At 62.9% G+C, this 25,532-nt stretch carries 25 protein-coding genes and 1 tRNA gene; 12 read left to right on the top strand and 14 right to left on the bottom strand.

Annotated features, from left to right (window positions below; genetic code table 11):
• Positions 1-31: 31 nt before the first annotated feature.
• The 11 genes from FHW64_RS03260 to FHW64_RS03210 all read left to right on the top strand — a co-directional run bounded on the left by FHW64_RS03260 (position 32) and on the right by FHW64_RS03210 (position 11,610).
• On the top strand, positions 32-2,014 hold the full coding sequence (locus FHW64_RS03260; RefSeq protein ID WP_184523012.1) for an ABC-F family ATP-binding cassette domain-containing protein: 1,983 nt from the start codon (positions 32-34) through the stop codon (positions 2,012-2,014).
• Between the two features lie 18 nt (positions 2,015-2,032).
• Positions 2,033-2,614 carry a hypothetical protein gene (locus FHW64_RS03255; RefSeq protein WP_260303618.1) on the top strand — a complete coding sequence of 194 codons (582 nt, stop codon included), beginning with the start codon at positions 2,033-2,035 and terminating at the stop codon, positions 2,612-2,614.
• 177 nt (positions 2,615-2,791) lie between these two features.
• On the top strand, positions 2,792-3,022 hold the full coding sequence (locus tag FHW64_RS03250; RefSeq protein ID WP_184523011.1) for a hypothetical protein: 231 nt from the start codon (positions 2,792-2,794) through the stop codon (positions 3,020-3,022).
• 626 nt (positions 3,023-3,648) lie between these two features.
• Positions 3,649-4,875, top strand: coding sequence for an integrase (locus FHW64_RS03245; protein ID WP_260303617.1), 1,227 nt, complete (start codon positions 3,649-3,651; stop codon positions 4,873-4,875).
• Between the two features lie 230 nt (positions 4,876-5,105).
• Positions 5,106-5,318 carry an AlpA family phage regulatory protein gene (locus tag FHW64_RS34800; RefSeq protein WP_184523010.1) on the top strand — a complete coding sequence of 71 codons (213 nt, stop codon included), beginning with the start codon at positions 5,106-5,108 and terminating at the stop codon, positions 5,316-5,318.
• Between the two features lie 11 nt (positions 5,319-5,329).
• Positions 5,330-5,623 carry a hypothetical protein gene (locus FHW64_RS03235; protein WP_184523009.1) on the top strand — a complete coding sequence of 98 codons (294 nt, stop codon included), beginning with the start codon at positions 5,330-5,332 and terminating at the stop codon, positions 5,621-5,623.
• Positions 5,602-7,815 (top strand): DUF5906 domain-containing protein, encoded by a 2,214-nt coding sequence (locus tag FHW64_RS03230; protein WP_184523007.1) that lies wholly within the window; start codon positions 5,602-5,604, stop codon positions 7,813-7,815. Before FHW64_RS03235 ends, FHW64_RS03230 begins: the two co-directional genes overlap by 22 nt.
• A gap of 136 nt (positions 7,816-7,951) precedes the next feature.
• Entirely contained in the window at positions 7,952-8,389 is a 438-nt protein-coding gene (locus FHW64_RS03225) for a hypothetical protein (RefSeq protein WP_184523005.1), read from the top strand.
• A gap of 118 nt (positions 8,390-8,507) precedes the next feature.
• Complete coding sequence (locus FHW64_RS03220) at positions 8,508-8,864, top strand: hypothetical protein (protein ID WP_184523003.1); 357 nt, start codon at positions 8,508-8,510, stop codon at positions 8,862-8,864.
• Between the two features lie 36 nt (positions 8,865-8,900).
• A complete protein-coding gene (locus tag FHW64_RS03215) occupies positions 8,901-10,031 on the top strand; it encodes a hypothetical protein (RefSeq protein WP_184523001.1) in 1,131 nt (376 codons plus the stop codon).
• Positions 10,032-10,941: 910 nt separating this feature from the next.
• Positions 10,942-11,610, top strand: coding sequence for a hypothetical protein (locus FHW64_RS03210; RefSeq protein ID WP_184522999.1), 669 nt, complete (start codon positions 10,942-10,944; stop codon positions 11,608-11,610).
• A gap of 410 nt (positions 11,611-12,020) precedes the next feature.
• On the opposite strand, the gene FHW64_RS03205 is transcribed toward FHW64_RS03210, so the two are convergent.
• From FHW64_RS03205 to tolB, 6 genes are all read right to left on the bottom strand, one after another.
• Complete coding sequence (locus FHW64_RS03205; protein ID WP_184522997.1) at positions 12,021-12,569, bottom strand: hypothetical protein; 549 nt, start codon at positions 12,567-12,569, stop codon at positions 12,021-12,023.
• Positions 12,570-13,038: 469 nt separating this feature from the next.
• Positions 13,039-13,114, bottom strand: a tRNA-Lys gene (locus tag FHW64_RS03200).
• 49 nt (positions 13,115-13,163) lie between these two features.
• Positions 13,164-13,964, bottom strand: a complete 801-nt coding sequence (locus FHW64_RS03195; RefSeq protein ID WP_184522995.1) for a ThiF family adenylyltransferase — start codon at positions 13,962-13,964, stop codon at positions 13,164-13,166.
• Between the two features lie 25 nt (positions 13,965-13,989).
• Positions 13,990-14,727: a tol-pal system protein YbgF gene (gene ybgF / locus FHW64_RS03190; protein WP_184524223.1), complete on the bottom strand. Its 738-nt coding sequence runs from the start codon at positions 14,725-14,727 to the stop codon at positions 13,990-13,992.
• A 2-nt stretch (positions 14,728-14,729) separates the two neighbouring features.
• Positions 14,730-15,239, bottom strand: a complete 510-nt coding sequence (gene pal / locus FHW64_RS03185; protein WP_184522993.1) for a peptidoglycan-associated lipoprotein Pal — start codon at positions 15,237-15,239, stop codon at positions 14,730-14,732.
• Positions 15,240-15,258: 19 nt separating this feature from the next.
• Entirely contained in the window at positions 15,259-16,575 is a 1,317-nt protein-coding gene (gene tolB, locus FHW64_RS03180) for a Tol-Pal system beta propeller repeat protein TolB (RefSeq protein WP_184522991.1), read from the bottom strand.
• A 149-nt stretch (positions 16,576-16,724) separates the two neighbouring features.
• On the opposite strand from tolB, the gene msbA reads away from it, so the two are divergent.
• Positions 16,725-18,509, top strand: a complete 1,785-nt coding sequence (msbA, locus tag FHW64_RS03175; RefSeq protein WP_409350593.1) for a lipid A export permease/ATP-binding protein MsbA — start codon at positions 16,725-16,727, stop codon at positions 18,507-18,509.
• Between the two features lie 94 nt (positions 18,510-18,603).
• Here the strand turns inward: msbA and rng are convergent, their stop codons facing one another.
• Genes rng through FHW64_RS03135 form a run of 8 tightly spaced genes read right to left on the bottom strand, consistent with a single transcriptional unit; the run spans position 18,604 to position 25,457 of the window.
• The gene (gene rng / locus FHW64_RS03170; protein ID WP_184522989.1) at positions 18,604-20,130 is read right to left on the bottom strand and encodes a ribonuclease G; all 1,527 of its coding nucleotides are present in this window, start codon (positions 20,128-20,130) and stop codon (positions 18,604-18,606) included.
• Between the two features lie 7 nt (positions 20,131-20,137).
• A complete protein-coding gene (locus tag FHW64_RS03165; protein ID WP_184522987.1) occupies positions 20,138-20,743 on the bottom strand; it encodes a nucleoside triphosphate pyrophosphatase in 606 nt (201 codons plus the stop codon).
• On the bottom strand, positions 20,740-21,207 hold the full coding sequence (rlmH, locus tag FHW64_RS03160) for a 23S rRNA (pseudouridine(1915)-N(3))-methyltransferase RlmH (protein WP_184522985.1): 468 nt from the start codon (positions 21,205-21,207) through the stop codon (positions 20,740-20,742). Before rlmH ends, FHW64_RS03165 begins: the two co-directional genes overlap by 4 nt.
• A complete protein-coding gene (gene rsfS / locus FHW64_RS03155) occupies positions 21,204-21,869 on the bottom strand; it encodes a ribosome silencing factor (protein ID WP_184522983.1) in 666 nt (221 codons plus the stop codon). The genes rlmH and rsfS overlap by 4 nt, the downstream gene beginning before the upstream one ends.
• A complete protein-coding gene (gene nadD, locus FHW64_RS03150; RefSeq protein WP_184522981.1) occupies positions 21,869-22,489 on the bottom strand; it encodes a nicotinate (nicotinamide) nucleotide adenylyltransferase in 621 nt (206 codons plus the stop codon). Before nadD ends, rsfS begins: the two co-directional genes overlap by 1 nt.
• Positions 22,480-23,409, bottom strand: a complete 930-nt coding sequence (gene hemF / locus FHW64_RS03145) for an oxygen-dependent coproporphyrinogen oxidase (RefSeq protein WP_184522979.1) — start codon at positions 23,407-23,409, stop codon at positions 22,480-22,482. Before hemF ends, nadD begins: the two co-directional genes overlap by 10 nt.
• Before the next feature lie 7 nt (positions 23,410-23,416).
• A complete protein-coding gene (gene purD / locus FHW64_RS03140) occupies positions 23,417-24,706 on the bottom strand; it encodes a phosphoribosylamine--glycine ligase (RefSeq protein WP_184522977.1) in 1,290 nt (429 codons plus the stop codon).
• 25 nt (positions 24,707-24,731) lie between these two features.
• Positions 24,732-25,457, bottom strand: a complete 726-nt coding sequence (locus FHW64_RS03135) for a YebC/PmpR family DNA-binding transcriptional regulator (RefSeq protein ID WP_184522975.1) — start codon at positions 25,455-25,457, stop codon at positions 24,732-24,734.
• Positions 25,458-25,532 lie beyond the last annotated feature (75 nt).

Raw genomic sequence — 25,532 nt, 5'->3', positions numbered from 1 at the left:
CCCCCGGCCCGCCAGGCTGGCGGGCAATGCCATGATCACCCTCAAGAACGTCATCCTGCGCCGCAGCGCCAAAGTGCTGCTCGACGGCGCCAGCGTCACCATCAACCCCGGCGAGAAGGTCGGGCTGGTTGGGCGCAACGGCGCCGGCAAGTCGACCTTGTTCGCGCTCTTCAACGGCACGCTGCACGAAGACGGCGGCGATTTTTCGGTGCCGAAGCAATGGCGCATGGCGCAGGTCGCGCAGAACATGCCCGAGACCGACGAATCGGCGACCGATTTCGTTGTCACCGGCGATACCCGGCTGGTCGAACTGCGTGAAGTGCTCGCCGCCGCCGAGGCCGGGCACGAGGCCGACCCCGACGATGCCGACCTGGGCATGGCCCTCGCCCATGCGTACACCGACCTTGCCGATGCCGGGGAGCACGACGCCGTGCCTCGCGCGCAGGCGCTGATCCTCGGTCTGGGCTTCAAGCCGCACGAACTCGACCAGCCGGTCAACAGCTTCTCAGGTGGTTGGCGCATGCGCCTTCAGCTTGCTCGCGCGCTCATGTGCCCGAGCGATCTGCTCCTGCTCGACGAACCGACCAATCACCTGGACTTGGACGCCCTCGTCTGGCTCGAAGCATGGCTGCAGAAGTACGCCGGCACGATGATCGTCATCAGCCACGACCGGGAGTTCCTCGACGCAGTGACCGATGTGACGCTGCATATCGAACACGCTCGCCTGAACCGCTACGGCGGCAACTACAGCGCCTTCGAGACGCTGCGCGCCCAGCAACTGGAGCTCCAGCAGGCCGCCTTCGCCAAGCAGCAAGACAAGATCGCCCACCTGCAGAAGTTCATCGACCGCTTCAAGGCCAAGGCCAGCAAGGCCAAGCAGGCGCAGAGCCGGGTCAAGGCGCTCGAGCGCATGGAAAAGGTCGCACCGCTGCTGGCGGAAGCCGATTTCAGCTTCGAGTTCAAGGAGCCGGGCAACATCCCGAACCCGATGCTGACGATCAGCGACGGGAGCTTCGGCTATCAATCCGAGGACGAGCCGACCAAGATCATCCTGCGCGGCGTGAACCGCTCGGTGCTGGCCGGGCAGCGGATCGGCATCTTGGGCGCCAACGGCCAAGGCAAGTCGACCCTGGTCAAGACGATCGCACGCGACATGGGCGCGATTGCCGGGACCATCACGGAGGGCAAGGGCCTCAACATCGGCTACTTCGCACAGCAGGAGCTGGATGTGCTCCGGCCTCAGGACACGCCGCTCGAACACATGGTTCGACTTGCACGCGAACTCGGCGCTGCGGTCAGGGAGCGCACTGGCGAACAGGACCTACGGGGTTTCCTCGGCAGCTTCAATTTCAGCGGCGACATGGTGAAGCAGCCAGTCGGCACCATGAGCGGCGGCGAGAAGGCGCGGCTGGTGCTCGCGATGATGGTCTGGCAGCGCCCCAACCTGCTTCTGCTCGACGAACCGACCAACCATCTGGACCTCGCGACCCGCGAGGCCTTGGCGGTGGCGCTCAACGAGTTCGAAGGCACGCTCATGCTGGTCAGCCACGACCGGGCGCTGCTGCGCTCGGTGTGCGACGAGTTCTGGCTTGTCGGCCGGGGCGTGGTCGGTGACTTCGATGGCGACCTGGATGACTACCAGCGCTATCTGCTGGAAGAGGCACGGCGTCTTCGCGAAGAAGCCAAGGCGGCAATGAATGCCGCGCCGGTCGAAACCGCCCCCGCCGCGCAAGAAGCGCCCGCAGCCGGAAAAGACCAGCGTCGACAGGACGCGCAGGACCGCCAGCAACGCAACGAGCGCGCCAAACCCCTCAAGCGGGAGCTCGCCCAGATCGACCAGCGGCTCGCCGACGCCGGTGTCGAGAAGATCGCCATCGAAGCGCGTCTGGCAAAACCGTTGCCAGCACCCGAGATCGCCGAAGCCGGCAAGCGACTGAAGGCGCTGAACGACGAGATCGAGCAGCTCGAGGAGCGCTGGCTGGATTTGTCCGATCAGCTCGAAGCACTCGCCTGAGTCTGATAAGGTGCGGACATGCCGTCCGCCGTTGAACTTGCACAGGGCGATCCCGAGCTGATCGCTGCCATCCGTCGCAGCCGGCGGGTGCTCAGCCGCAAGGCGATGATGGCAGCCGCGGTTGGTGCGGTTCCGGTGCCGGGCCTCGACTGGGCGGCCGATGCGACCCTGCTGTCGCGGGTCATCCCTCAGATCAGCGCCGAGTTCGGCCTTTCCGTCACGCAGCTCGACCGGCTCGCTCCGTACGACCGCGAGCGCATCCAGAAAGCCGCTGGCGCTGTCGGCGCACTGCTGGTCGGCCGACTGGTGACTCGGGAGCTGCTGATCAAGCTCGCGCGCCATGCCGGCGTCAAGCTGACAGCTCAGCAGGCAGCGAAATACGTACCCATCGTCGGGCAGGCTGTTTCGGCCACACTGAGCTACGCCGCTCTGCGCGCGCTCGGCGAGCTGCACATCAAGGACTGCGTGAAGGTGGCGCAGTCCGTCCGCCATCTGCTCCCCTCGCCAATCACGGGACCGGAGCTGCGTCCCGAGCCCAAGCGCACCTCACGGCTGAGTGGCGCCTGGCACCGCCTCCGGCTACGCCGAGCGACTGAGTGAGCGACCGAGCCGCTTATCCATGCTGACCTGTTGGACTAGCACGACAGTGAGAATTACGCAATTGAGCGAACGGGGGATAATGCACAAGCTCAAGCAGAGCCATAGGCTTGATAAGCAAGAGCTGGGGTGTGGGGTCAAGCAAGGTTTTTCCGCGCGATGAAGACGGAGGAGCGGAAGATGAATGAGACAGATCTTGCAGCGTCGGTAGAGCGACTGATGGCTCGGGTCGACTACTACCTGCATTGCGAACTCGACGAAGAGTACGACCATGACAGGCCGGATACGGCGCGTCGCCTGCTCGAAGCCGCGCTTCGACAGGAACTGATTCGCGCCGGCGCCGTCGGGCTCGTAACCAGCATGTCGGGCTCCCGACAGCCATCAATGCATGACAATGACGCTCCCGCATGATTGACATCTGAAAAGGCCGCCTCCGCGGCCTTTTTTCTTGGTCCGGCCTCCACCCCGGACTGAACCGGATTTGGGCGCGCCGCAATCACGGTGTAAGCTGGCCGCGTGAAACCACACCTTCCCCTCATTGCCCTCGCCTGCTTCGCCTTGCTGGCGCCCGAATTTGCCGCGGCGGCATCGTCGTCGAATAAATCGAGGTCCTGCAATTGGGACCGGCAGACCGGCCGCATGATCTGCAAGCGGCGCGCGCCCTCGCCGAACACCCCGGAACAGCCGCCCAAGCCGCAATCGGACAATCCAACACCGGCGCCTGGCTCTCCTTCGTAGAGCGACAAGCCGCAAAGAAAAATGCCTGCTACCGATATCTCGATAGCAGGCATTTCCTGTTGTGTGCGATTGACTGGTAGGACGTACTGGATTCGAACCAGTGACCAACGGATTAAAAGTCCCCCATCAGCGGAATTCAGCGAACTTCTACGAACTGTCACCAACGCATTCTTCCCTCTGAAAATCGTTCTCTGGAGTCCGTAACCGTACAATGCCATCCGGTCCGTTTCTGTCACCAGACTGTCACGGCGCCAGAAAGGATCAAAGTACGGATGACACCAGGACAGATCATCAATGGCTTGAGCCAGGGCAGCTTCGCTGTGCTGTGCAAGGTCAACCCCAGCGGTTCACTGGAAGTGCGGCGACTTGCCGCTGGCGTTCAGTTCTATTGGCGCTACACGCTCGATGGCAAGACGGATCGCGTGCCAATCGGTCCCTACGACTCAGGCGCGCCGCCGAAAAGCATCAAGCCGACAGACCGAGGCTATTCCGTCCAGGCAGCCACTCGCGCGGCTGAAGACCTGGCTCACCGACACCGTGCGACTATCGACGAGGGCGGCCATCGCGCCGCTGCAAAGGCCGCGAAGCAGGCGAAAGAGGATGCAAGGCTCTACACGCTAGACGCGCTGCTGACCGACTATTGCGACCACCTGGAAACGCTTGGCCGATCGGCGCACAAGGACGCGCGGAGTATCTTCAAGCTCCACGTCCGTGAGGCTTGGCCCGATGTCGCCCGCCGTCCCGCAGCATCTGTCACCAGCGAGCAGTTCGCTGACATGATGCGAAAGCTGATCGAGGCCGACAAAGGTCGCACCGCCAACAAGCTGCGAAGCTATGCGCGCGCTGCGTTTGCCATGGCAAAGGCCGCACGCACGAAGCCGAGCATTCCGCTGCGCTTCAAGGCCTACGGCATCACATCGAACCCCGTAGCCGATACGGAGCCCGATGAAGCCGCGAACAAGGCCGACAAGAACCCTTTGACCGCTGACGAGTTGCGCACCTACTGGCAAGCCATCAGGGGCCTTGATGGCATCAAGGGCGCGGCACTCCGCCTGCACCTACTGACTGGGGGCCAGCGCATCGAACAACTGGTGAACCTCCGTACGGCGAACATCACGGCGGCGTCGATCCTGCTGCACGATGGCAAAGGCCGCCCTGGCCGCCCTCCCCGGCCTCATGCGGTTCCTCTAACCAAGGCCGCCAATCGCGCCCTTGCCGAGTGCAGGGCGGCCGGCGAATTCGCCATTTCCACCGATGGCGGCGAAACCCACCTGGCTGCGACGACGCTTGCGGCCTGGGCGGTCGAAGCGGTCAAAGACACGCTGCCAGAGTTCCAGGCGAAGCGCGTTAGGTCCGGCGTGGAAACCTTGCTAGCCAGCGCCAGGGTTTCGCAGGAGATTCGAGGCCGTCTCCAGTCGCACGGTATCAGCGGGGTGCAAGCACGCCACTATGACGGCCACGACTACGCCCCCGAAAAGCTCAATGCGCTCGAAACCCTCGAAAAACTACTCAACGCGAAGAAATAATTTCAGTCGAATTCCTTTACCTCAGTAAATGCCGGCCCTGCGCCGGCTTTTTTGTTTAAACACCTTTACATAGACAAACTCAATCAGCCTGGGATTCGAGATAAAAATAAATTTGGGAAATTAACTCAAAAACCTTTACCGGCGGAAATGATTCGTAAGGGCACCCCGTAGACACATCGAACCGCTTCGATCTTAATCGGGCATCTCAGCACCAGTCGCGAGTATTCAAAATGGAAAAACGAGAACTGAAATTTGATCGATTGCCTGAAACGTTGGCACAAGTAGGTTTGCGGAAGACGCAGTGGTATGCCATGGTGGCCCGAGGCGAAGCCCCTCAACCTGTGCGCGTTGGCGGCCGAGCGGTTGCTTGGGAACGCAACGAAGTACAAGCCTGGATGCGTACGCGGCTGGAGACATCGCGGCGCCATTCCCATAGCAAATAAGGGGAGCCCAAATGATTCTCTCCAAAGACAAACCAAAAGAAACCGCCGAGCACTTCAATCGCCAGTACAGCGAAATCGCACGTGAAGTGTCGATGACCGTTCAAGACGAGGAGGAGCGCCATTTTCGTGGTGGCAATGCCTTGGCTCTTTCCATGCTCGCAGTGGGATTCTCTCCGGCCGCAATTCACGAGCGAACGAAGTTCGGAATTTTTTCTAACTCGAAGCTGAGCAAGGCTGAGGCCAGAAAAATTCTCAAACGCGCGATTGATCAAGCAGCAGCCGAATGGGACGCGGCTGGCGAATGAGGTCGCTGAAATCATTTCATGATGAGTTCGCTCAATTCGCCGGGACAGTCGCTAAGGTGTTGCTGGGCGAACCAAATACCAGCCTGAGCAAATCCACCGAACTGCGCTTTGGCAAGCGCGGCAGCATGTCCGTGGACCTGATCAAAGGTACGTGGTTCGACAACGAGCGCGGAATCGGTGGCGGGGTCTTGGACCTGATCGTCCATCGCGGCGAGGCCGACACGAAGGCGCAGGCAGTGCGGTGGATGGAACGCGAAGGCATCAAGCTGCCCGAGGAGTCAGAGCAGCAGCCCCGCCTAGTGAAGACGTATCCATATCTGGACGAAGACGGCCAGGTGCTGTTTGAAGTCTGTCGGTTCCATCCCAAGACGTTTAAACAGCGCAGGCCCAATGGTCGCGGTGGATGTACCTGGGGCGTCAAAGGTGTGCGCCAAGTCCCGTATCGCCTCCCCCATCTTGTGGCGAAACCCGATGCGCAGGTGTTCGTTGTCGAGGGCGAGAAAGACGCTGACGCGCTGGCCGCCATCGGCCTGGTGGCAACGTGCAACGCGGGCGGGGCCAACAAGTGGCGTGACGAGTTGACGCCACATTTCAGTGGCCGCCATGTGGTGGTCCTGCCGGATAACGACGATGCAGGGCGCGAGCATGCGCGACTGGTGACAGGAAAGCTGCGCGGAGTGGCCGCAGAGGTTCGCACGCTGGAGCTTCCGGGCCTGCCGCCCAAGGGGGACGTATCGGACTGGCTGGAAGCCGGCGGAACTGCGGACGCACTGCTACGACTGGTTGACGCGATACCGGGGGACAACAACGCCCGCGACGAAAGCCGGCGCCGTCAGCAGCAGGACGAGAACGCCAAGTTGCAGGACACCGAGCGCGACACCGCGCCGCCGTCGCTATCGGTCGAGGAAATGCTCAATGATTGCGTGTGGATCGCGAGCGGTAGCCAGGTTGGGCGCATCAGCAACCCGCGATGGGTGCTGGCGTTCGGCGAGTTCTGCGACCTGACCGCATCTTGCGCCACGTTCAAGATAGGCGAGGATGGCCGACGCAAACGCATCCACCACGCCGTTGAATGGAAGCAGGACAGCGCGCGAAAAACTGTGCATACGCGGACCTTTCATGCCGGTGCGCCTGCAATCTGTAGTGATCCTGATGGCCTGATGGCACTCAACTCGTGGCGGCCGATCGCACGGTGGCCGACAACTGCGGATGTAGCGCCATTCATCGACCAGGTGGCATATCTGATCCCTGACGCGACCGAGCGAACCGCCTTCCTAGACTGGCTGGCGCACATCGAGCAATGGCCTGGCGTGCTTCCACACTACGGGTGGCTGCATATCGCGAAGAACACCGGCACAGGTCGCAACTGGCTGGCAAGCGTGTTGGCGCGTGTGTGGCGCGGCTACGTGGCTCCGAACGTGGACCTGCCGGCACTACTGGAAAGCCAGTTCAACGGAGCACTTGCGGGGCGCGTGCTGGCGATGGTGGACGAAGTGCAAGAAGGCGGCGGCGAAAATCAATTCAGGCACGCCAACCGCCTGAAAAGCATCGTCAATGCTGAAGAACGCGGCATCAATCCGAAGTTCGGCCGCCAGTTCAAGGAGCACAACTCCTGCCGCTGGCTTGTGTTCAGCAACCACGACAACGCGCTGCCTCTGAACGATACAGACCGCCGCTGGCGCGTGCTACGGCATGACGCACCGCCCCGTTCGCCTGGAGCCTATACCCGGCTGTATGCACTGCTGGAAGATGGCGAGTTCATCAATGCCGTGGGCGTGTGGCTGCGGGCACGCGATATCAGCGCGTTCAATCCCGGCGAGCGTCCGCCGATGAATGAAGCCAAGCGCGCGGCTGTCGGCGCCTCCAAGTCGTTGACGCAAAAGCACGCAGAGGAAATCGCGGCGCATTGGCCCGCCGATGTCATCACCAATGCCGATGCGGCTGCGATCCTGAGTGAAGGCGCCGAGAAAAGCCTTACGCCTGCCATGCGTCGAGTGCTGGACGAAATCGGCGCGATCAACTTCCCGCGTACCTTGAAAGTCAATCGCCAAGTGACGCGCTGCTGGGTGCTCCGCAATCACGCACGTTGGGTCGATGCCCCTGCCTCTGATGTTGCGGTAGAGGCGGGGCGAGCACGGGCAGGGACCTTCACAACCCGCAGCGCAGCCGAAGTGCTGGCGGGTGTCGTATGAGTCAGGACACCGGTAACGGTAACGGCAGTAACAGCCAAACCTATAAGACCCAAACACACCGTTTTTATTCCAGCCCTATGCAAGTCAGCGTTACCACCGTTACCGTTACCGCAGGTGAAGCGGCTGGGGCCAGGCCATGACGGTAATCGCATGGGACGGTTGCACTCTGGCCGCAGACAAGCGCGCGACCGACCATCGCGGCCGAGTGAGCACCGTCACGAAGATCATGCGCGCGCCGTGCGGCGCCCTCCTGGCTGGGTCTGGCAAGGCGGACACCATCAACGAGTTGCGTGAGTGGTGGTTGGCTGGTGCCACGCCTGAAGCGTTTCCACAGTCGGCGCGCGCATCAGAGGCAGAACTGTGGGCGATCCGCCCCGATGGCAGCCTCGTGCAGTACGTGAGCGGCCCTTACCCGGTGCCACTCGATGACTCGACCATGGTGGCCGGCTCTGGCGGCGAAGTGGCCAGGGGTGTCCTGCACATGGGCGGAAACGCCCGCCAGGCCGTTGAGGCTGCATGCATGTATCGCGGCGACTGCGGCAACGGTATCGACGTGCTGGAACTGCACGCATGAGGCCCAGCAACGCGCATGGGTCCTTCCTCGGCCCCCTTCCCTTGCGGGGTCATCGATCCCGCGACGTTCGATATCTGCGTGGCCCCAAAACCCCATTTCCGTTTCCTCTTTGAGAACCATGAGCACTGAACCTATCTATTCCATGACTGCGCCCGAAATCGCAGGTGTCCTAGATGTCACCGCGCGAACGGTTCGCATGTGGGCCGAAGACGGCGACTTGCCCCGGCTGAATCGCGGCCGGTTCGATTTCAGTTGGGCGACCTGGTTGGTATGTGGGCGCAAGGTTTCCGCGCGCTGGCGGCCGACGCCATCCGTACATGTCATCGTCGCCGCTGGCTGGCTGCAATCCCACGATCAAGCGGTGACTGATGCGGACGCGGAAGCGTTCGGCGGGCTGTTTAAACGCAATGGCCTTTCTCTTGCCGAAGCCATGAAGGCACTCGGCGCGGCCCAGGCCCTGATGGGGCACACATGACACCCGAACACTGATCACGCGGCGGAAATCCCCCAGGTGGATCGAACGAGACAAGTCTTCGAGACTGCCACCTATGCACAAAGCTGCAAACAGCTGACCAACGCTTCAATCAAACCAATCGTCCCCATGCACGCAAACCTCCAAGGGCAATCCTTCACATCGACCCCGCTTGACGTTTCTCGCGCGACCAGCGCGGATGTCCTCGCTCAGTTCGAACGCCATCGGAAGCCGACCATCGCGGCGCCGCAAACCATCGGACTCCCGTCCCTGTTCGCCAGCGCAAGGCGCGCGCTTGGGTTCCACGAGCATCACACGCCAGGCTACGACGAACCCACCCACGTCTACGCCACGGAACCAGCGGTTGCGGGTGCATTCCGACTTTCGGATGTCTTTCCCGCACCCTCGGGTGATCAGTTGCGCGAACTCGATTCGCAGAGCACCCAGCGCGTGCCCGCTGGCGTCACCCAAACGATGAGCCACGTGGTGATGAACGCCAGTCGCGTCCTTCAAGCGGGGGCACGTCTGCTGCCTATCGCTGATGCTCCACCGGCCGTCCAAGACGGCGATGTGATCGCCTGGCACAAGCGTGCGGCGCGATTCGAGGTAGTAACGCCGGCTGCATTCGCCATCGTGGCCGATGGCGACGATGCGGCAACCAGTCCCTTGCCCTTGGCCGGCGCAGAAATCAACCTCGGTGACGCCGCAAGCCACGCCGTTTCGTTCACGCTCACGCGACGAGAGCAAAAGGACCGGTCAGACGCCGATGCTGAATTCATCGTGGCACGCGCCCTGTCTCTCGGCCTGGCGCAACTCTGCGACCGCGTTTTGCTGGAAGCCATCGTTGCTTCCACGCCTTCAGCCTTCACTCTTGGCAAGGCCGCCGCGCAGGGGCTTCGCTTCGACGAGTTGAAAGCGATTTGTGGAACCTCCGCCCAAGGCGCGACGGTTGGCGCCGCTGGCGATCTCCGCGTCTCAGGCATCGGCGCCGATCTGACCGATGTCATCGCGCCCAGCATCGTCGGAGCGTTCGGCCGTGCCGCTGTAGCAGTGAACGATGAAATTCGAATCGTCATCAAGCGAACCTCGATCCGAGGCGACATGGAAATCACTGTGTTCGTGACCTTGGAAGCATTGCTTCCGACATCCGATTTCTGGGTCGCCGCGTGATGCTGGACACACTTCGCCAAGCATTCGCCAGGAAGCGGCTGAACCATCAGCCTCGCGTGCCGACGCCCCGGCTTGAAGCCGCCGACGATCTTCCGCCGCACGTCCGTGTTGACCTTGACTGTGCCATCGTTCATCTACGCGGCTGCGAGACGGGGCGAACGCGCCGTGTAGTGGTCCAGGTTCCTGGTCGCCAACCCTGGTTCGATGGCGCCGATGAAACGCGCAAGGCCCTTGCCGATGCCTACCCCGAACTGAATGCGGATCAACTCGAAGCCGCAACCAGGTATCTGCGGCGATTCGTTCGCGCGCACGTTCGGGTAGCAAAGCGCCTCGCGCGCGGCCCGAGTTGGGTCAACGCTTGGCGGGGTGAGGTTTGAGTACGAAGCCCGCCCGGAACCGCTGCGACCAGCGCGTGGCCGTCATGCTGGACCGACCTACTGCCGAGGCCCTGAAGCTCCACCAGCGCGCCGTCGAGCAGCGCACTGGCGCGCGTCTCTCCTTGAGTAGCACGGCGGCGGCTTTGCTGCGCCAGGCTGTCCAGCAGCAGCAAGCGGCGCAATGAAATGATTTCCCGCGATGCCGGCGCGCTATCCGGCGGGGTGTGAGTGCGGTTTGTTGTTTGACCCTGGCACGGCAGGGCAGCGCGGAGACCCCCCGCGTCCGTGCACCCTCAGCAATCATGCGCAACCGACGGCTGAACGCGATGCCCGCAGCGTTTCATGCAACTCAACAACACGTGTACGCAAATACACACCATCATCCTCATCACGAAAATTTTTCGTCTCCGAAATCAAATTAGAGACAAGACGAACTCGCAAAACTTTAGAAAAATCAATGCTTTAACGCATACTCAGAGACGTTTTGTTACATTATTCGTCTCTGAAACCTCCCTCTACTGTATGATCCGCGGATGTCCGATACGAACGTCCTCGCGGAAGCTCTGACTCTCCTGCAGCAGCAGGTTGAGCGTGAGCGCGCGGAAGCACAAGCGGAACTTGATCGCGCGCATGCAGCCGTGGCCGCCGCTGCCGAGCGGGTGCGCGAGCTTCAGACGAAGCGAGATGCTGTCGTTGCTCAGATCGCCCTGTTCGGGGCCTCTCTCCCGCCGATCAGCGGCGTGGTACGCCAAACGCTCGCACCGGCAACTATGGTTGCAACCGCGGAAATCACTACAACTCGCAAGAGTCGACGCGAATGGCGCTCTGATCTGATCGGCCGACTGGAGCGTTTGCTCGCCGGTGGGCGGCGCATGTCCGCCGAGGCGATCCTTCAAAGCCTGAAGGAACAAGGGGTCAGCTTCGACAACATCGCGAATGAGCGCCACCGCTTGGTGCAGATCATGTCCGACAGCGAGGTGTTCGATTCCGATCGAAAGCGTGGCTGGGGACTTGCCGCGTACAAGTTCCCCGCTATCGATGAGGATCGCTTTGAGGCTCACGGCGAAGTTGCGCCAACGCTCTTTCCGCCAGTGACCCTGCCGCCGTATGCGCCCCTCGCGGCGCCCCCTGCTCTGCTGCCGCTGGACAAAGAGTCGGCCGCAGATGAATCGCAGCCCGAAGAACCCGAAGAACCCAAGTGAAAGGAGGACACGATATGTGCTGCGTCCACAACGAGAAAGGCCTCCAGTTATGAGCTAGAGGCCTTTTTCGGGGTCGGGCAGTTGATTGCCGTCACCATGTCTTTGGACGGACGCCCGCAGTGTATGCGCTGCGGGGGTGAAGGACAAGCGCCGCCTGGCTTCCCCTGACAGCGACTGAGGGAACTTGCCATGGTGTGTGGTTACCCCCGCAGCGTGCACGTGCGTGCCTACGTTCGCTTCCGGCTTGGCCGGCTTGAGAACGTTTGCGAGCACTGCCGCTCTCTACCAGGCCAAATGAGCCTGTTCTAACGGCGCACGTCGCCGCTGCCCGATCACGGTCGGTGCCGGCTTGAGAAGGCCGGACCAAGGCCCGCTACTCGCGGGCCTTTCTCTTTTTGTCGAGAGGGGTGTCAGGCGTTCTGGCCCGACTGCGGCGGCCCGGATGGAGCAGGTCGCTTGCTCATCAGCCGACTCACGGCGGCAGTGAGCGCGGCCTCATCCCTAAGTGCATTTCCGACCCGCTCTACGAAGTCTGTCAACACCACGCGGATGCTCGTTGCCAACTCCAAACATTCGGCATCCGTTTGCGCATGCAGGCCTTCGCTGAGCGCGGCATGAAGCAGCGTAAGCGGGTTGTGACCGTTGATCATCAACGAAGCCGGAATTCCATGCTTGACCATCGCGACAGCGGCCGAGAACTGCTGTTCCTTGGCTGCGGCGTCCAACTCGGCCAAAAGTTCAGTTGAGCCCCCGAGCTTCGATGCAACGCGACGAATCTCTGCAAAGATTTCCGCCTTTCGATCTTCCACCACGCGCCTGTAGTAAGCGAACGCGGCAATGCCAAGGCCCTGATTTTCCGAGCGGGTGCCTTTGAAGTAGTAGTCCCGCGCCGAGCCGACCAATGTTGTCACCCGCGCAGGTGTTGGGGGACCAAACTGCGGCCGCTCGCCGAATTTCATCACCAAAGCGTCAGGGGTTGCCGCAGTCGCAAGCACATGCAACGCAAAAACCTTGCTTGTCCGATCGCAGTTTCGGCACGTGTAGTGAACGAACTTGTACAAACTGCCGACCCGGCTCTCGATCCGATTTTCCGAGTCAAACTCTCGTGTCCCGCCGCATTGGGCGGACCCGCAGTGCAGTGTTAGCCGCGGAAGCTCCATCGCAAACAGGGTCGCATCTTTCCAGACGACCAGCCCCGGGAATGCGCGTCTGCACTCCGGGCGGGACGCCCGCTAGGAAGTCGGCCAGTGTCGCGGCCTCAGGCATAGACGGGGCCACCTGCTTCGGTTCGGATTCGCTCATAGCTCTCCTCCGCGCCCTACCGGCGCATACAACCCTTGCACTGTCACCAGACTGTCACCGCAGCAACCAAACAAAAAGCCCGCTATCAAATCGATAGCAGGCTTTCCTTATCTGACGGGGCCTAAATGGTAGGACGTACTGGATTCGAACCAGTGACCAACGGATTAAAAGTCCGCTGCTCTACCAACTGAGCTAACGTCCCCTACCTGTTCAGGCATCTTTGCCGGCTTCGAATCCGGCAAAGCCAGAAATTATAGCGTGCCGTTTCGGGCAATCCGGTCCAGAACCCAGCCTGCGGCACATTGTCCGAAAGTTGCCGTCACGCTCACGACCGAACCATAGCCATGGCAATTGAGCGAGCCATCGCCCTCGACTGCACAAGAGGCGTCAGGTGGCGCCACGCTCTCGCGGCTGAACACGCATGTCACGCCAATCTTCCGGCCTTCGCGTGGCGCGCCGTGCTCCTTGCGCAAGCGTTGACGCAACTGCGCGAGCAAGGGGTCATGCGTCACCAAGGAAAGGTCGTCGATGTCGACCTTGTGTGCCAAACGCTTGCCGCCAGCCGCGCCGACTGTGATGAAACCCGTCTTCGTTGCACGAGCCCACGCGGCCATTGCAACCTTGGCGCGAACCTGATCGCAGGCATCGATCACGGCCGCTGGTGCTCCGTTCGCTTCGCACGCATTGGCAAGCAGCGTCGCCCAGTTGTCCGGCTCAACGAATTCGTCGATCGCCAGTACCTTGCACGAAGGATTGATCCGCGCGATGCGCTCTCGCATCGCCTCGATCTTGGCTTGCCCGATCGTCTCGTCGAGAGCGTGGATCTGGCGATTGATATTGGATTCGGCAATGTGATCTAGATCGATCAGCGTGAGACGTCCAACGCCGCTTCGCGCGAGCGCCTCGACGGCCCACGAGCCCACGCCGCCGATGCCGGCAACCATCACATGCGACGAACGGATTGCGGCAGCGCCCGGGACGCCGTAGAGCCGCTCCAACCCGCCGAAGCGGCGAGCCAGATCCGCATCGTCTGAAGCGACGGCTGGCATCATGATTGGACCCAGTGACGGGCGGCGCTCAACGCAACCGCGAAAGCCGCTCGCGTCCGGCCTGCGCGGCTTCGGATTGCGGATAGGCTTTCGTCAGGTCTTCGAGCGTTCGCCGTGCCGCTTTCGTGTCCTTCAGCTCGATCTGGCAGTTCGCAATCGACAGCACCGCTTCCGGCGCCTTCGCATGATCGGGCGCGAGCGAAAGCATCGAGCGGAAGTTCGCGATGGCTTCGTTGTAGTTGCGGGTCGCGTACTGCGCATTGCCCAGCCAGAACAGCGCCGAAGCGTTGTAGCCGCTCTGCGGATAGCGCTTCACGAAATCGGCAAAGGCCGTTTGCGCCTGCGCGAACTGCCCCGCCCGGAAGACACCCAGCGCAGCTTCGAAGTCCGCCTTCTCACGCGGATCGGCGTTGAACTCGCGACCATCGATCGCGACCTTCGAGGGCTCGTTCTTCTTGAGCTGGGTATCGATGTCGGTCTGGCGCTGCTGCATCTCCGAAAGCGACTTCGTCAGCTGCTCGTTCTGGCCGGTCATGCGAGCGAGATCGCCCCGCATCTGCTCGATCTGGTTTTGCAGATCAAGCATGCTGCGGCGCAGCTGCGCGTTTTCCTCGGAACTTTGCGTGCGAATGGTCTCGACCCGCTGCCGTAGGTCGAGAATCGCGCGCCGAGCCTCGTCGTCTTCGAAAAGCGCGGCCTGTGCGCCAAGCGAGGCGCACAGCAATGCGGCTGCGAGGGCAGCGCCTCGCAATAGAGCACCGCGCATCATCAACGGTAGGTGATTTCGGCGCGGCGGTTTTGCGCCCAGACGTCCTCACCCGTGCCCTGCGCAGCCGGCTTTTCCTTGCCGAAGCTCACTGCCTCGATCTGGCTGTCGGACACGCCGAGCAGCACCAACGCACGGCGGACGGCTTCGGAGCGCTTCTGGCCGAGCGCGAGGTTGTACTCGCGGCCGCCGCGTTCGTCGGTGTGGCCTTCGATCGAGATGCGGCGTTGCGGATTCGCCTTCAGGAAGCGAGCGTGGCCGTCGATCAGCGACTGGAATTCAGGCTTGACGGTGTAGCTGTCGAAGTCGAAATAGATGATGCGCGCCACACCGACCGGACCTTGCGCGGTTTGCGCGTTCGGGTCGATCGTGACCGGAGCGACGCCGCTGGCCGCCCCACCCGAGCCCTGGCCGCCGCGATCCGTCACCGGCGCTTCGTTGAGCTTCGTGCCCGACGAGCAGCCTGCGATGAGAGCGACGATGGCCAGCGAATAAATCGTACGTTTCAACATTTCGAACTCCTCAAGTTAATCATTGCTTTTGAAACGGACCCCAGTCCGGTTCGCGGATGTCTCCTGCCTGTCCTGCCAGGCGGGCTTTTATTTTTCCGTCCAGCGTCGTTGTCATCAGGGCCTCCCGACCCTGGAGCTTCGTGGCGTACACGATCAACTTGCTGTTGGGGGCAAAACTGGGACGCTCGTCCGCGGTGGTGTCGGTAATGGCTTGTGCGGTACCGGACTGCAAGTCCATCACATGAAGTTTGAACGAGCCGTTGACGCGCGAGATGTAGGCCAACCACCGTCCATCGCCGCTGATCGACGGAGAGATGTTGTAGGAGCCGCTGAAGGTGACGCGCGTCGGATTGCCGCCACTGGCGCCCATCTTGTAGATCTGGGGCGCACCGCCGCGATCGCTCACGAAGTAGATGGTGCTTCCATCGGCCGAATACACCGGTTCGGTGTCGATGCTGTTGCTCTGCGTGAGACGGCGCGGTTCCCCACCACTGGAAGCAATCGTGTAGAGCTGCGAGCCACCATCGCGGCTCAATGTGACGGCAAGCGTATTGCCGTCGGGCGCCCAGGCAGGCGCACTGTTCGAGCCGCGGAAGTTGGCCACCAGGCGACGCTGGCCGCTGGCGACGTTGTGCACGTAGACCACCGGCTTGCGCGATTCGAAGGACACGTAGGCGAGCTGCGTCCCATTGGAAGACCAGCGTGGCGAAATGATCGGCTCGGGGCTCGCGAGAGCGGCCTGTGCGTTTTCGCCGTCGGCGTCGGCCACCCACAGGCTGTAGCGGTTGCCACCCTTGGTGACGTAGGCGATGCGGGTCGAGAAGATGCCCTTTTCACCGGTGAGCTTCTCGTAGACGTAGTCGGCGATGCGGTGCGAAGCGAGGCGAAGGTCGCCTTGCGGCACGGTGTAGCTCTGACCACCGAGGTCCTGGCCGCGAACCACATCCCAAAGGCGGAAGCGCACGTCGTAGCGACCATCGGCAAGGCGAGTCACGCTGCCGGCCACCAACGAATCGGCCGTCCGCTGGCGCCAAAGGCTCAGGTCGGGGCGGGAGGTTTCATCGAGCTGCTGGCCCGAGGCATCGACGCCACGGAACTGGCCGCTACGCTCGAGGTCGGCCTGCACGATGGCGGAAATCTTCTGAGGCGAACTCTCTTCACCCTTGAAGGGAACGAGCGCGATGGGCAGCTGCGTCAACCCCACGCCCGACACCTCAACCCGAAACTGGGCGAGTGCAGGAAGGACGGGGGAGGCAGCGAGAGCCGCAATCAAGGTGCGGCGAGCGAAGAACGATGAAGAAGGGGTTGGGGATAAGTCTTGCAACGGCTTTTTCATGCGGTTCGGAGAGATTTCCGAGGAATAAGTTTCCTGCCTCGGACCTGACGGGGTCACATGGTACACATTGCGATGCACCCCAAGTCACAAAACGTGTACAAGAACCGGCCCGGTCCTACACGAAAGGCGCGATCGTAGAATCCGCCGCCATGCACCCCTCCCCCGCCGCCCATGATGAGCGGCCCCCTTTGACGCGCCGACTCGCGCGACTGATGACCTGGTTCGGTGGCTCGCGCCAATGGTGGGCAATCGGATTCTTCACTGCCAGCATCGCCGCGCTGACCGAAGCGCTCATGCCCGCGCTCACGAAGCCTCTGCTCGACCGAGGCTTCACCAAGGGCCAGCTCCAGCTCTGGATGGTTCCGGCCGCGATGATTACGCTCTTCGCAGTCCGTGGACTCGCACAGTTCGCTTCGCAATATGCGCTCTCGCGCATTGCAAATGAAGGCATGCAGCGCCTCCGGCGCATGCTGTTCCAGAAACTCATGGCCGCCGAGCTTGCGCTGTTCTCGCGCCAATCGGCAAGCACGCTGTCCAATACCGTCATCTACGAAGTCCAGACTGGCGGGATGCTGCTGATACAGGCCCTGCTGGGTCTGTCGCGCGACGGGCTCACCCTGATCGCGCTCGTGATCTACCTGCTCTACCTCAACTGGAAGCTCACGCTCATCATCTGTGTCATGGTGCCGGGCGTCGCGTGGATCATGAAGGTCCTGTCGAAGCGGCTCTATCACCTGACAAGACTGGGTCAGCACGCGACCGACGAACTCGCCTACGTCGTCGAAGAAAACGTGCTCGCCAATCGGGTCGTGCGTCTGCACAACGCGCAGGCGAGCCAGTTGGACCGCTTCGAGCGCCTGAGCCACAGCGTCAACCGCCTTGCGCTGAAGTCGACCATTGCGTCAGCAGCGATGACACCGCTCACGCAGTTGCTCGCCGCCGTCGCGTTGTCCATCGTGGTGGTGATCGCGCTCTGGCAAAGCAGCGAACAAGGCCTGACGGTCGGCGGTTTCGTGGCCTATGTAGCCGCCATGGCAATGCTGATTGCGCCGATCCGCCGTCTTGCCGATGTCGCGAACCCGATCACCCGCGGACTGGCTGCGCTGGAGCGTGGGCTCGATCTGTTCGACACGGTGGGCCCCGAACAGCAAGGCCACCACGAATCGTCGCGCGCCTCCGGCCGCATCGAGTTTCGCAAGGCGCGCGTCAACTACCGCGGAGACGATGAGGCACGCGCCCTCGACGATGTCGATCTGTCGATCGAGCCCGGCGAAGTCATCGCCTTCGTCGGACCTTCGGGCTCGGGCAAGACAACGCTCGTCAATCTACTGCCCCGCTTCGTGCTGCCGAGCGGCGGCACGATCTTGCTGGATGGCCAGGACATTGCCGAATGGCAGCTCAAGAGCCTGCGCGCGCAGTTCGCAATGGTCAGCCAGGACGTGGTCATGCTCAATGACACGCTGGCCGCTAACGTGGCCCTCGGCGCCGAGATCGACCGCGAGCGGATCGTCGAATGCGTAGCGGCCGCCAACCTCGCGGTGCATGTCGACAGCCTGCCGAACGGCATCGACACCGTGCTCGGCCACAATGCGACGCAGCTTTCGGGCGGTCAGCGGCAGCGCCTTGCGATCGCGCGTGCGCTGTACAAGAACGCGCCAATCCTGCTGCTGGATGAAGCCACCTCAGCACTCGACACCGAATCCGAACGTCTGGTGCAAGAAGCACTACAGAGACTGATGCAGGGCCGCACGACCCTCATCGTCGCGCATCGCCTGTCGACCATCCAGCACGCCGACCGCATCGTGGTCATGGACCACGGCCGCATCGCCGAGCTGGGCAGCCATGCGCAACTGATGGCTCTGGATGGCCTCTATGCCCGACTACAGAATCTAGCCATTCGAGGCGCAACTCCAGGCCAAGACCCGACGATGTAAGCCCAAGCCAGGAACACCGCGGAACCGGCTCCGCCGGTGTTGCCCCCGGAAGGGGGTGCCCGAGCCACACGAAGTGGGCGAGGCTGGGGGCGAACTACAGCAAGACGATGTCGTACTGGCCTTGCCCCATCGCGGGCTCGGCCTGCAGCGAGATCGGCTTGCCGATGAAGTCGCTGAGCCCGGCTAAATGCTGACTCTCCTCATCGAGAAAGAGCTCGATCACCTGCGGCGACGAAACGATACGGAATTCGCGCGGCGTGAACTGACGCGCCTCGCGAAGGATCTCTCGCAGCACGTCATAGGCGACGCTGCGAGCCGTCTTCACGATCCCCTGCCCGCCGCATGCAAGACACGGTTCGCAAAGCATGTGCGCCAGCGACTCGCGCGTCCGCTTGCGCGTCATCTCCACCAATCCGAGTTGTGAGAAGCCGCCCGCGGTCGTCTTCACGCGGTCGCGCGCGAGTTGCTTGCGGAACTCCGCCAGTACCTGCTCGCGATGGTCGTCGCGGGCCATGTCGATGAAGTCGACGATGATGATGCCGCCCAGATTGCGCAAACGAAGCTGGCGCGCGATGGCCTGCGCCGCCTCCAGGTTGGTCTTGAAGATCGTGTCGTCGAAGTTGCGCGCGCCGACGAAACCACCCGTATTCACGTCGACCGTCGTCAGCGCTTCGGTCTGGTCAACGACCAGGTAGCCGCCCGACTTCAAATCGACCCGCCGCCCGAGCGCCTTGGCGATTTCCTCGTCGATCGAATACAGGTCGAAGATCGGCCGCTCGCCCTTGTAGAGCTGCAGCTTGCCAGCCGCTTGCGGCATGAATTCGAGACCGAACTTGAGGAGCGAATCGAACTGCTCGCGCGAATCGATGCGGATCGTCTGCGTGTCCTCGCTCGTCATGTCGCGCAGCACGCGCTGGAGCAGGCTCAAGTCCTGGTGAAGCAAGGACATCGGCGGCATACGGACCGAAAGCTCGCGGATACGCGACCACGTCTTGCGCAGGTACGCGATGTCCTCGGCAAGCTCCGCGTCGCTCGAATCCTCGCCGTTGGTGCGCAGGATGAAGCCGCCCGTGTTTGCCGGCACCACGCCACCGGCTTCCGCGGCAGCCGCAGCCTCGATCAGCGCCTGCATGCGCGAACGCAACGCATCGCGCAGATCCGGCGGGATCTTCTGCGAGACGCCGATATGGTTGTCCTGCGGCAAAAAAACCAGCAGGCGCCCCGCGATGCTGATCTGCGTCGACAGGCGCGCACCCTTGGTGCCGATCGGGTCCTTGATGACCTGCACCAGCAACGACTGTCCCTCGAACACCTGCTTTTCGATCGGAACCATTCCGCCGGCATTGCGGTGCTCGCGGTCCGCCAGAATCGCGCTCGGCCGCGAGCCCGGCGTGAACGGCGCAACGATGTCCGCGACATGCAGGAACGCGGTCCGGTCGAGGCCAATGTCCACAAATGCAGACTGCATGCCCGGCAACACCCGCGACACCTTGCCGAGATAGATGTTGCCGACAAGCCCACGCTCCAGGGTGCGCTCCAGGTGGAGCTCCTGGACCGCGCCGTGCTCCACCACGGCAACGCGAGTCTCTTGCGGCGACCAGTTGATCAGGATGTCTTGCATCTGTTGTCTAAAGCCTGAACCCCGCCTGGCGCAGCAACCGGGCGGTCTCGAACATCGGGAGGCCCATGATGCCCGAATGCGAGCCGCTGATGTGCTCAATGAATGCGGCGGCCCGGCCCTGGATCGCGTAGGCACCGGCTTTTCCGAGCGGTTCGCCTGTTTCGATGTAGGCAGCGATCTGCCCGGTATCGATCGGCGCAAAGCGCACGTGCGAGACATTGAGAAGCGCCCACCGCTCGGCGCCGTGCTGCAGTGCGATTGCCGTCATCACGCGATGGGTGTGGCCGGAAAGCATCGCCAGCATCCGCTCGGCGTCGGCGGCATCCTCCGGCTTGCCCAGGATCGTCCGGCCGAGCGCGACGGTCGTATCGGCGCAGAGGATGGGCGCCGGTGGCAGGCGGCGCTGTTCGCGGCGCGCCACGGCGGCGTCGAGCTTGAGGTCAGTCACCCGCTGGACGTAAGCCGTCGGCGATTCGCCCGGGTGCACCACCTCGAGCGCTTCGGCATCTTCGTCCGGCTGCGCGAGCAGCAATTCGTGCCTGACACCCAGCTGGTCGAGCAACTGGGCGCGTCGCGGGCTCTGCGACGCGAGATAGATGAATTCGGAGGTCATTCGCGGTGATAGGGATGACCGGCATTGACCGACCAGGCGCGATAGAGCTGTTCCACGAGTATCACCCTTGCCATCGCATGAGGCAGCGTGAGATCGGACAGCCGGATGCGTTCGTGCGCCGCCGCCTTGAATGCGGGATCAAGGCCGTCGGGGCCGCCGATCACCAGTGCGACGTCGTCGCCTTCGCCCTGCCACGCTTGCAGCCGGGCCGCGAGCGCCTTGGTGGTGAGCGAAGTCCCGCGTTCGTCGAGCACGACGATCCGCATGCCCTTGGCGATGGCGGCTTCGATGCGCTCGCGCTCGGCGGCGTAGAGGGTTTCCAGCGTCTTGGAGCCGCGCGGCTCGGTCTTGACCGCGCGCAACTCGAGCTTGAGCTCAGGTGGAAAGCGCTTGGCGTAATCGTCCCAGGCGGTCTGCGCCCAGTCGGGCACGCGCTGCCCGACTGCGACCACCAGGAGTTTCATGACCGTGCAGACGGGGTCTTGCGCGCGGGCTTCTTCGCCGGCGCCGGGGTCGCCTTCTTCGTCGCGACCTTCTTGGCGGCCGACTTCACCACGACAGTCTTGGCGGGCTTGGGTGCCGCGGTCTTTTTCGCTGGTGCCTTCTTCGCGGCGGTCTTCTTGGCCGCCGGCTTCTTGCCTGCCAGCTCCGCAGTGCGGGCTGCCGTCTTGGCAGCGCTGGAACGACGCAACGACGTGTTCTTCGGGGCCGGTGCCTTGTCAGCCTCTTCCGATGCCCTCACCACGAGCGGCTTGGTCGCACCGAGCTTGGCGCGCACCGGCTTGTCGCCCCAGATTTCCTCGAGGTGGTAGTACTGGCGGATCGCCGGCTGCATGATGTGCGCGACCGCGGAACCGCAGTCCACGATGATCCATTCGCCGTTGGCTTCCCCTTCGACGCGCGGCTTGTTGAAGCCCGCCTCGCGCACCGCGTCGAGCACGCTTGCCGCAAGCGCCTTGGTCTGGCGATTGGAGGTGCCGGAAGCGACGATTACGCGCTCGAAGAGTGGGGAAAGATGTTCGGTATCGAAGACCTGGATGTCCTGCGCCTTGACGTCCTCGAGGCCATCGATGATGGCTCTCTGGAGTTTCTGGGTGTCTTTCTTGGCGGCGGCTTCAGTTCTCATCAGGCGGATCGGTAGAGATGATGTTGATCAATATAGCGTGCAACCGCCGGCGGAACCAGTTGGCAAAGATCCTCCCCTCGCATGGCACGCGCGCGAATGTCGGTCGCGCTGATGTCCATCGGCGGAAGTTGGAGCTTTTCGAAGTGGGCGCCGGGCGGCACGGGAGGCAGCGATGATGGATCAAACTGCCCGTCAGACCCCGTGGATAGTGCGCGGTATGCTACGGAAATTATAGCGATCGAAAGAATCTCCTCCCAACCGTGCCAGTGGTGCAGCGAACTTGCCTGGTCGGCCCCCATGATGAGCACCAGTTGCGCGTCCGGTCGCTCCTGCTGCAGTTCGCGCAACGTATCGAGCGTGTAGGTCGGACCGGCGCGCAGGATCTCGCGCGGATCGACGCTGGCATCGAGCAGGCTGTCGAAGGCAAGGCGCGACATGGCAAGACGATGCTCCGCCGCGCTCAGCGGCCGGTCCTTGTGCCAGGCCTGCCCGGTGGGAAAGATGCGCAGTTGGGCCAGATCGAGTTGCGCGAGCGCAGCCTGCGCCATCGCCACATGCGCGTTGTGCGGCGGATCGAATGCGCCGCCGAAGACCCCGATTCGCGGCTTCTTCAAAGCCATTCACGCCGAACGATGAAATCGCGGTACAGCGCCGCCTCGGGGCTGCCCGGCTCGGGTTCCTGCCGGTAGGCCCAACTCGCGAGTGGGGGCATCGACAGCAGGATCGATTCGGTCCGGCCACCCGATTGCAGGCCGAAATGCGTCCCGCGGTCCCACACGAGGTTGAACTCGACGTAGCGGCCCCGCCGGTAGAGCTGGAAGCCACGCTCTCTCTCGGTATAGAGCGTGTTGCGGCGACGTTCGACGATCGGCAGGTAAGCCGGCAGAAAGGCGTCGCCGACCGAGCGCAGCATCGCGAAGCTGCGCTCGAAGCCCAGCTCGGAAAAGTCATCGAAGAAGATGCCGCCGACACCACGCTGCTCATTGCGGTGCTTGAGGAAGAAGTAGTCGTCGCACCACGCCTTGAAGCGCGGGTACTTGTCGTCGCCAAACGGAGCCAGCGCGTCGCGGCAGGCGCTGTGGAAATGGACTGCGTCCTCCTCGAACCCGTAGTACGGGGTCAGGTCCATGCCGCCACCGAACCAGCAGACTGGCGGCGCATCGGCCGGAAGCGCAGCGAGCATCCGCACATTCATGTGTACGGTCGGCACGTAGGGATTGCGCGGATGAAACACCAGTGAAACGCCCATCGCCTCGAACGGAGCACCCGCCAGTTCGGGCCGATGCTGGGTTGCTGACGGCGGCAGCTTCGGTCCGCGCACCTGGGAGAAGCCGCAACCTGCGCGCTCGAAGAGGCCACCGCCCTCGAGAATGCAGGTCAGGCCACTCCCTTGAAGCGGCTCGCCGGGGGCCTTGTGCCACTCGTCGCGTACGCACTGGGTGCCATCCGCCGATTCAATCGCAGAAACGATGCGTTGCTGCAGCCCGCGCAGATAGTCGCCTACCTCCTGCGGCCTGGCTTCGAGCGGGGCGGCTTGCATTCGATGTTCAGGCGCCGCGCGCGTGAACGGCGCGGTGTCCGATGTCCTTGCGGTACTGGGCTCCGTCGAAGCCGATGCGTGCCGCGACCTCGTAGGCTCGCTGCTGCGCCTGCTTGACGCTGTCGGCCAGCACGGTCACGCACAACACGCGGCCACCACTGGTCTTGAGTTCGCCGTTCTCCAGCGTGGTGCCGGCATGGAAGACGACCGCGTCAGGCGCTTCAGCCGGAATGCCCTGAATGCGATCCCCCTTGCGCGGCGACAGCGGATAGCCGTGCGCGGCCATGACCACGCCGAGCGCGACACGCCGGTCCCATTCGAGTTCGACCTGGTCCAGCGTGCCGTCGGTGGCGTGCCAGAAGACTTCGAACAGGTCCGACTTCAGTCGCAGCATGATGGGTTGCGTTTCAGGATCGCCCATGCGGCAGTTGAACTCGAGCGTCTTCGGGTGACCCGAGGCGTCGATCATTAGGCCGGCGTACAGGAATCCCGTGAACGGGATACCGTCCTTCTCCATCCCGCGAATCGTCGGCAGGATGATTTCGCGCATCGCGCGGGCATGCACCTCGGCCGTGACCACCGGCGCGGGCGAGTACGCTCCCATGCCGCCGGTATTCGGCCCCTCGTCACCGTCGAGCAGGCGCTTGTGGTCCTGACTGGTGGCAAGCGCCGTGACATTCTTGCCGTCGCACAGCACGATGAAGCTGGCTTCCTCGCCTTGGAGGAACTCCTCGATGACGACGCGTGCGCCGCCTTCGTTGTGCGACACGCCGAACTTGTTGTCGAGCAGCATGAAGTCGATGGCTTCATGCGCCTCGGCCAGAGTCGTCGCGACAACGACGCCCTTGCCCGCTGCGAGCCCATCGGCCTTGATCACGATCGGGGCGCCCTTGGCATCGACGTAGGCATGCGCGGCGGCAGCGTCCGTGAACGACTCGTACTCAGCAGTGGGAATCCCGTGGCGCTTCATGAAGGCCTTCGAGAAAGCCTTGGAGCTCTCGAGCTGCGCAGCGGCCTTGGTCGGCCCGAAGATGCGCATGCCATGGGCACGGAACTCATCCACGACGCCAGCAGCGAGCGGCGCCTCGGGACCCACGACGGTCAGCGAAATCTTTTCCTTCTGGGCCCATTCGCGCAGGGCGACAGGTTCCGAAATGTCGACGCATTCGTAGCGTGCGTCAGCGCGGGTTCCCCCGTTGCCGGGCGCTACATACACCTTGCTCACGCGCTGGGCCTGCGCCAGCCGCCATGCCAGGGCATGCTCGCGGCCCCCTCCCCCGATCACCAGTACCTTCATTCGCGTGCTTTCATTCGCGCTTCCGTCAATCGGGGAGCGCAGCGTTGTGATAGACATCCTGCACGTCGTCGAGGTCCTCCAGGACGTCGAGCAGCTTTTGCATCTTCGCGGCGTCGTCGCCTGCGAGTTCGATGGTGTTCTCGGCCCGCATCGTGACCTCTGCCACGTCGGGCTTGAGGCCCGCGGCCTCCAGCGCGTTCTTGACGGCCTCGAAATCGCCTGGCGCCGTCAGCACCTCGATCGCGCCGTCGTCATCGGTGATGACGTCCTCGGCGCCCGCATCGAGCGCGACTTCCATCACCTTGTCCTCGCTGGTGCCCGGCGCAAAGATGAGTTGCCCGCAATGCTTGAACTGGAAGGCCACCGAGCCTTCGGTGCCCATGTTGCCGCCGTGCTTGGTGAAGGCATGGCGAACCTCGGCCACCGTGCGCACCCGGTTGTCGGTCATGGTGTCGATGATGATCGCCGCGCCGCCGATGCCGTAGCCCTCGTAGCGGATTTCCTCGTAGTTCACGCCTTCGAGGTTGCCGGTGGCCTTGTCGATGTTGCGCTTGATGGTGTCGGCAGGCAGGTTGACCGCCTTGGCCTTCTCGACCGCCAGCCGCAGCCGCGGATTGGCGCTCAGATCGCCGCCGCCATCCTTGGCCGCCACCATGATTTCACGGATGGCGCGGGTCCAGAGCTTGCCTCGCTTCTCGTCCTGCCGGCCTTTCCGGTGCTGGATATTCGCCCATTTGCTGTGTCCGGCCATGGCTTTAACTTTCGCTGTCTTGTGTTTTCAAAGCAAAGGGCGAGTTTACTGTCCGGCGCGAACGGCGCCCGGCGG

Origin of the sequence: Variovorax sp. Sphag1AA (assembly GCF_014192575.1) — a bacterium.
In the GTDB taxonomy this organism is placed as follows: domain Bacteria; phylum Pseudomonadota; class Gammaproteobacteria; order Burkholderiales; family Burkholderiaceae_C; genus Variovorax.
This window is presented reverse-complemented; position numbering and strand designations above follow the sequence as displayed.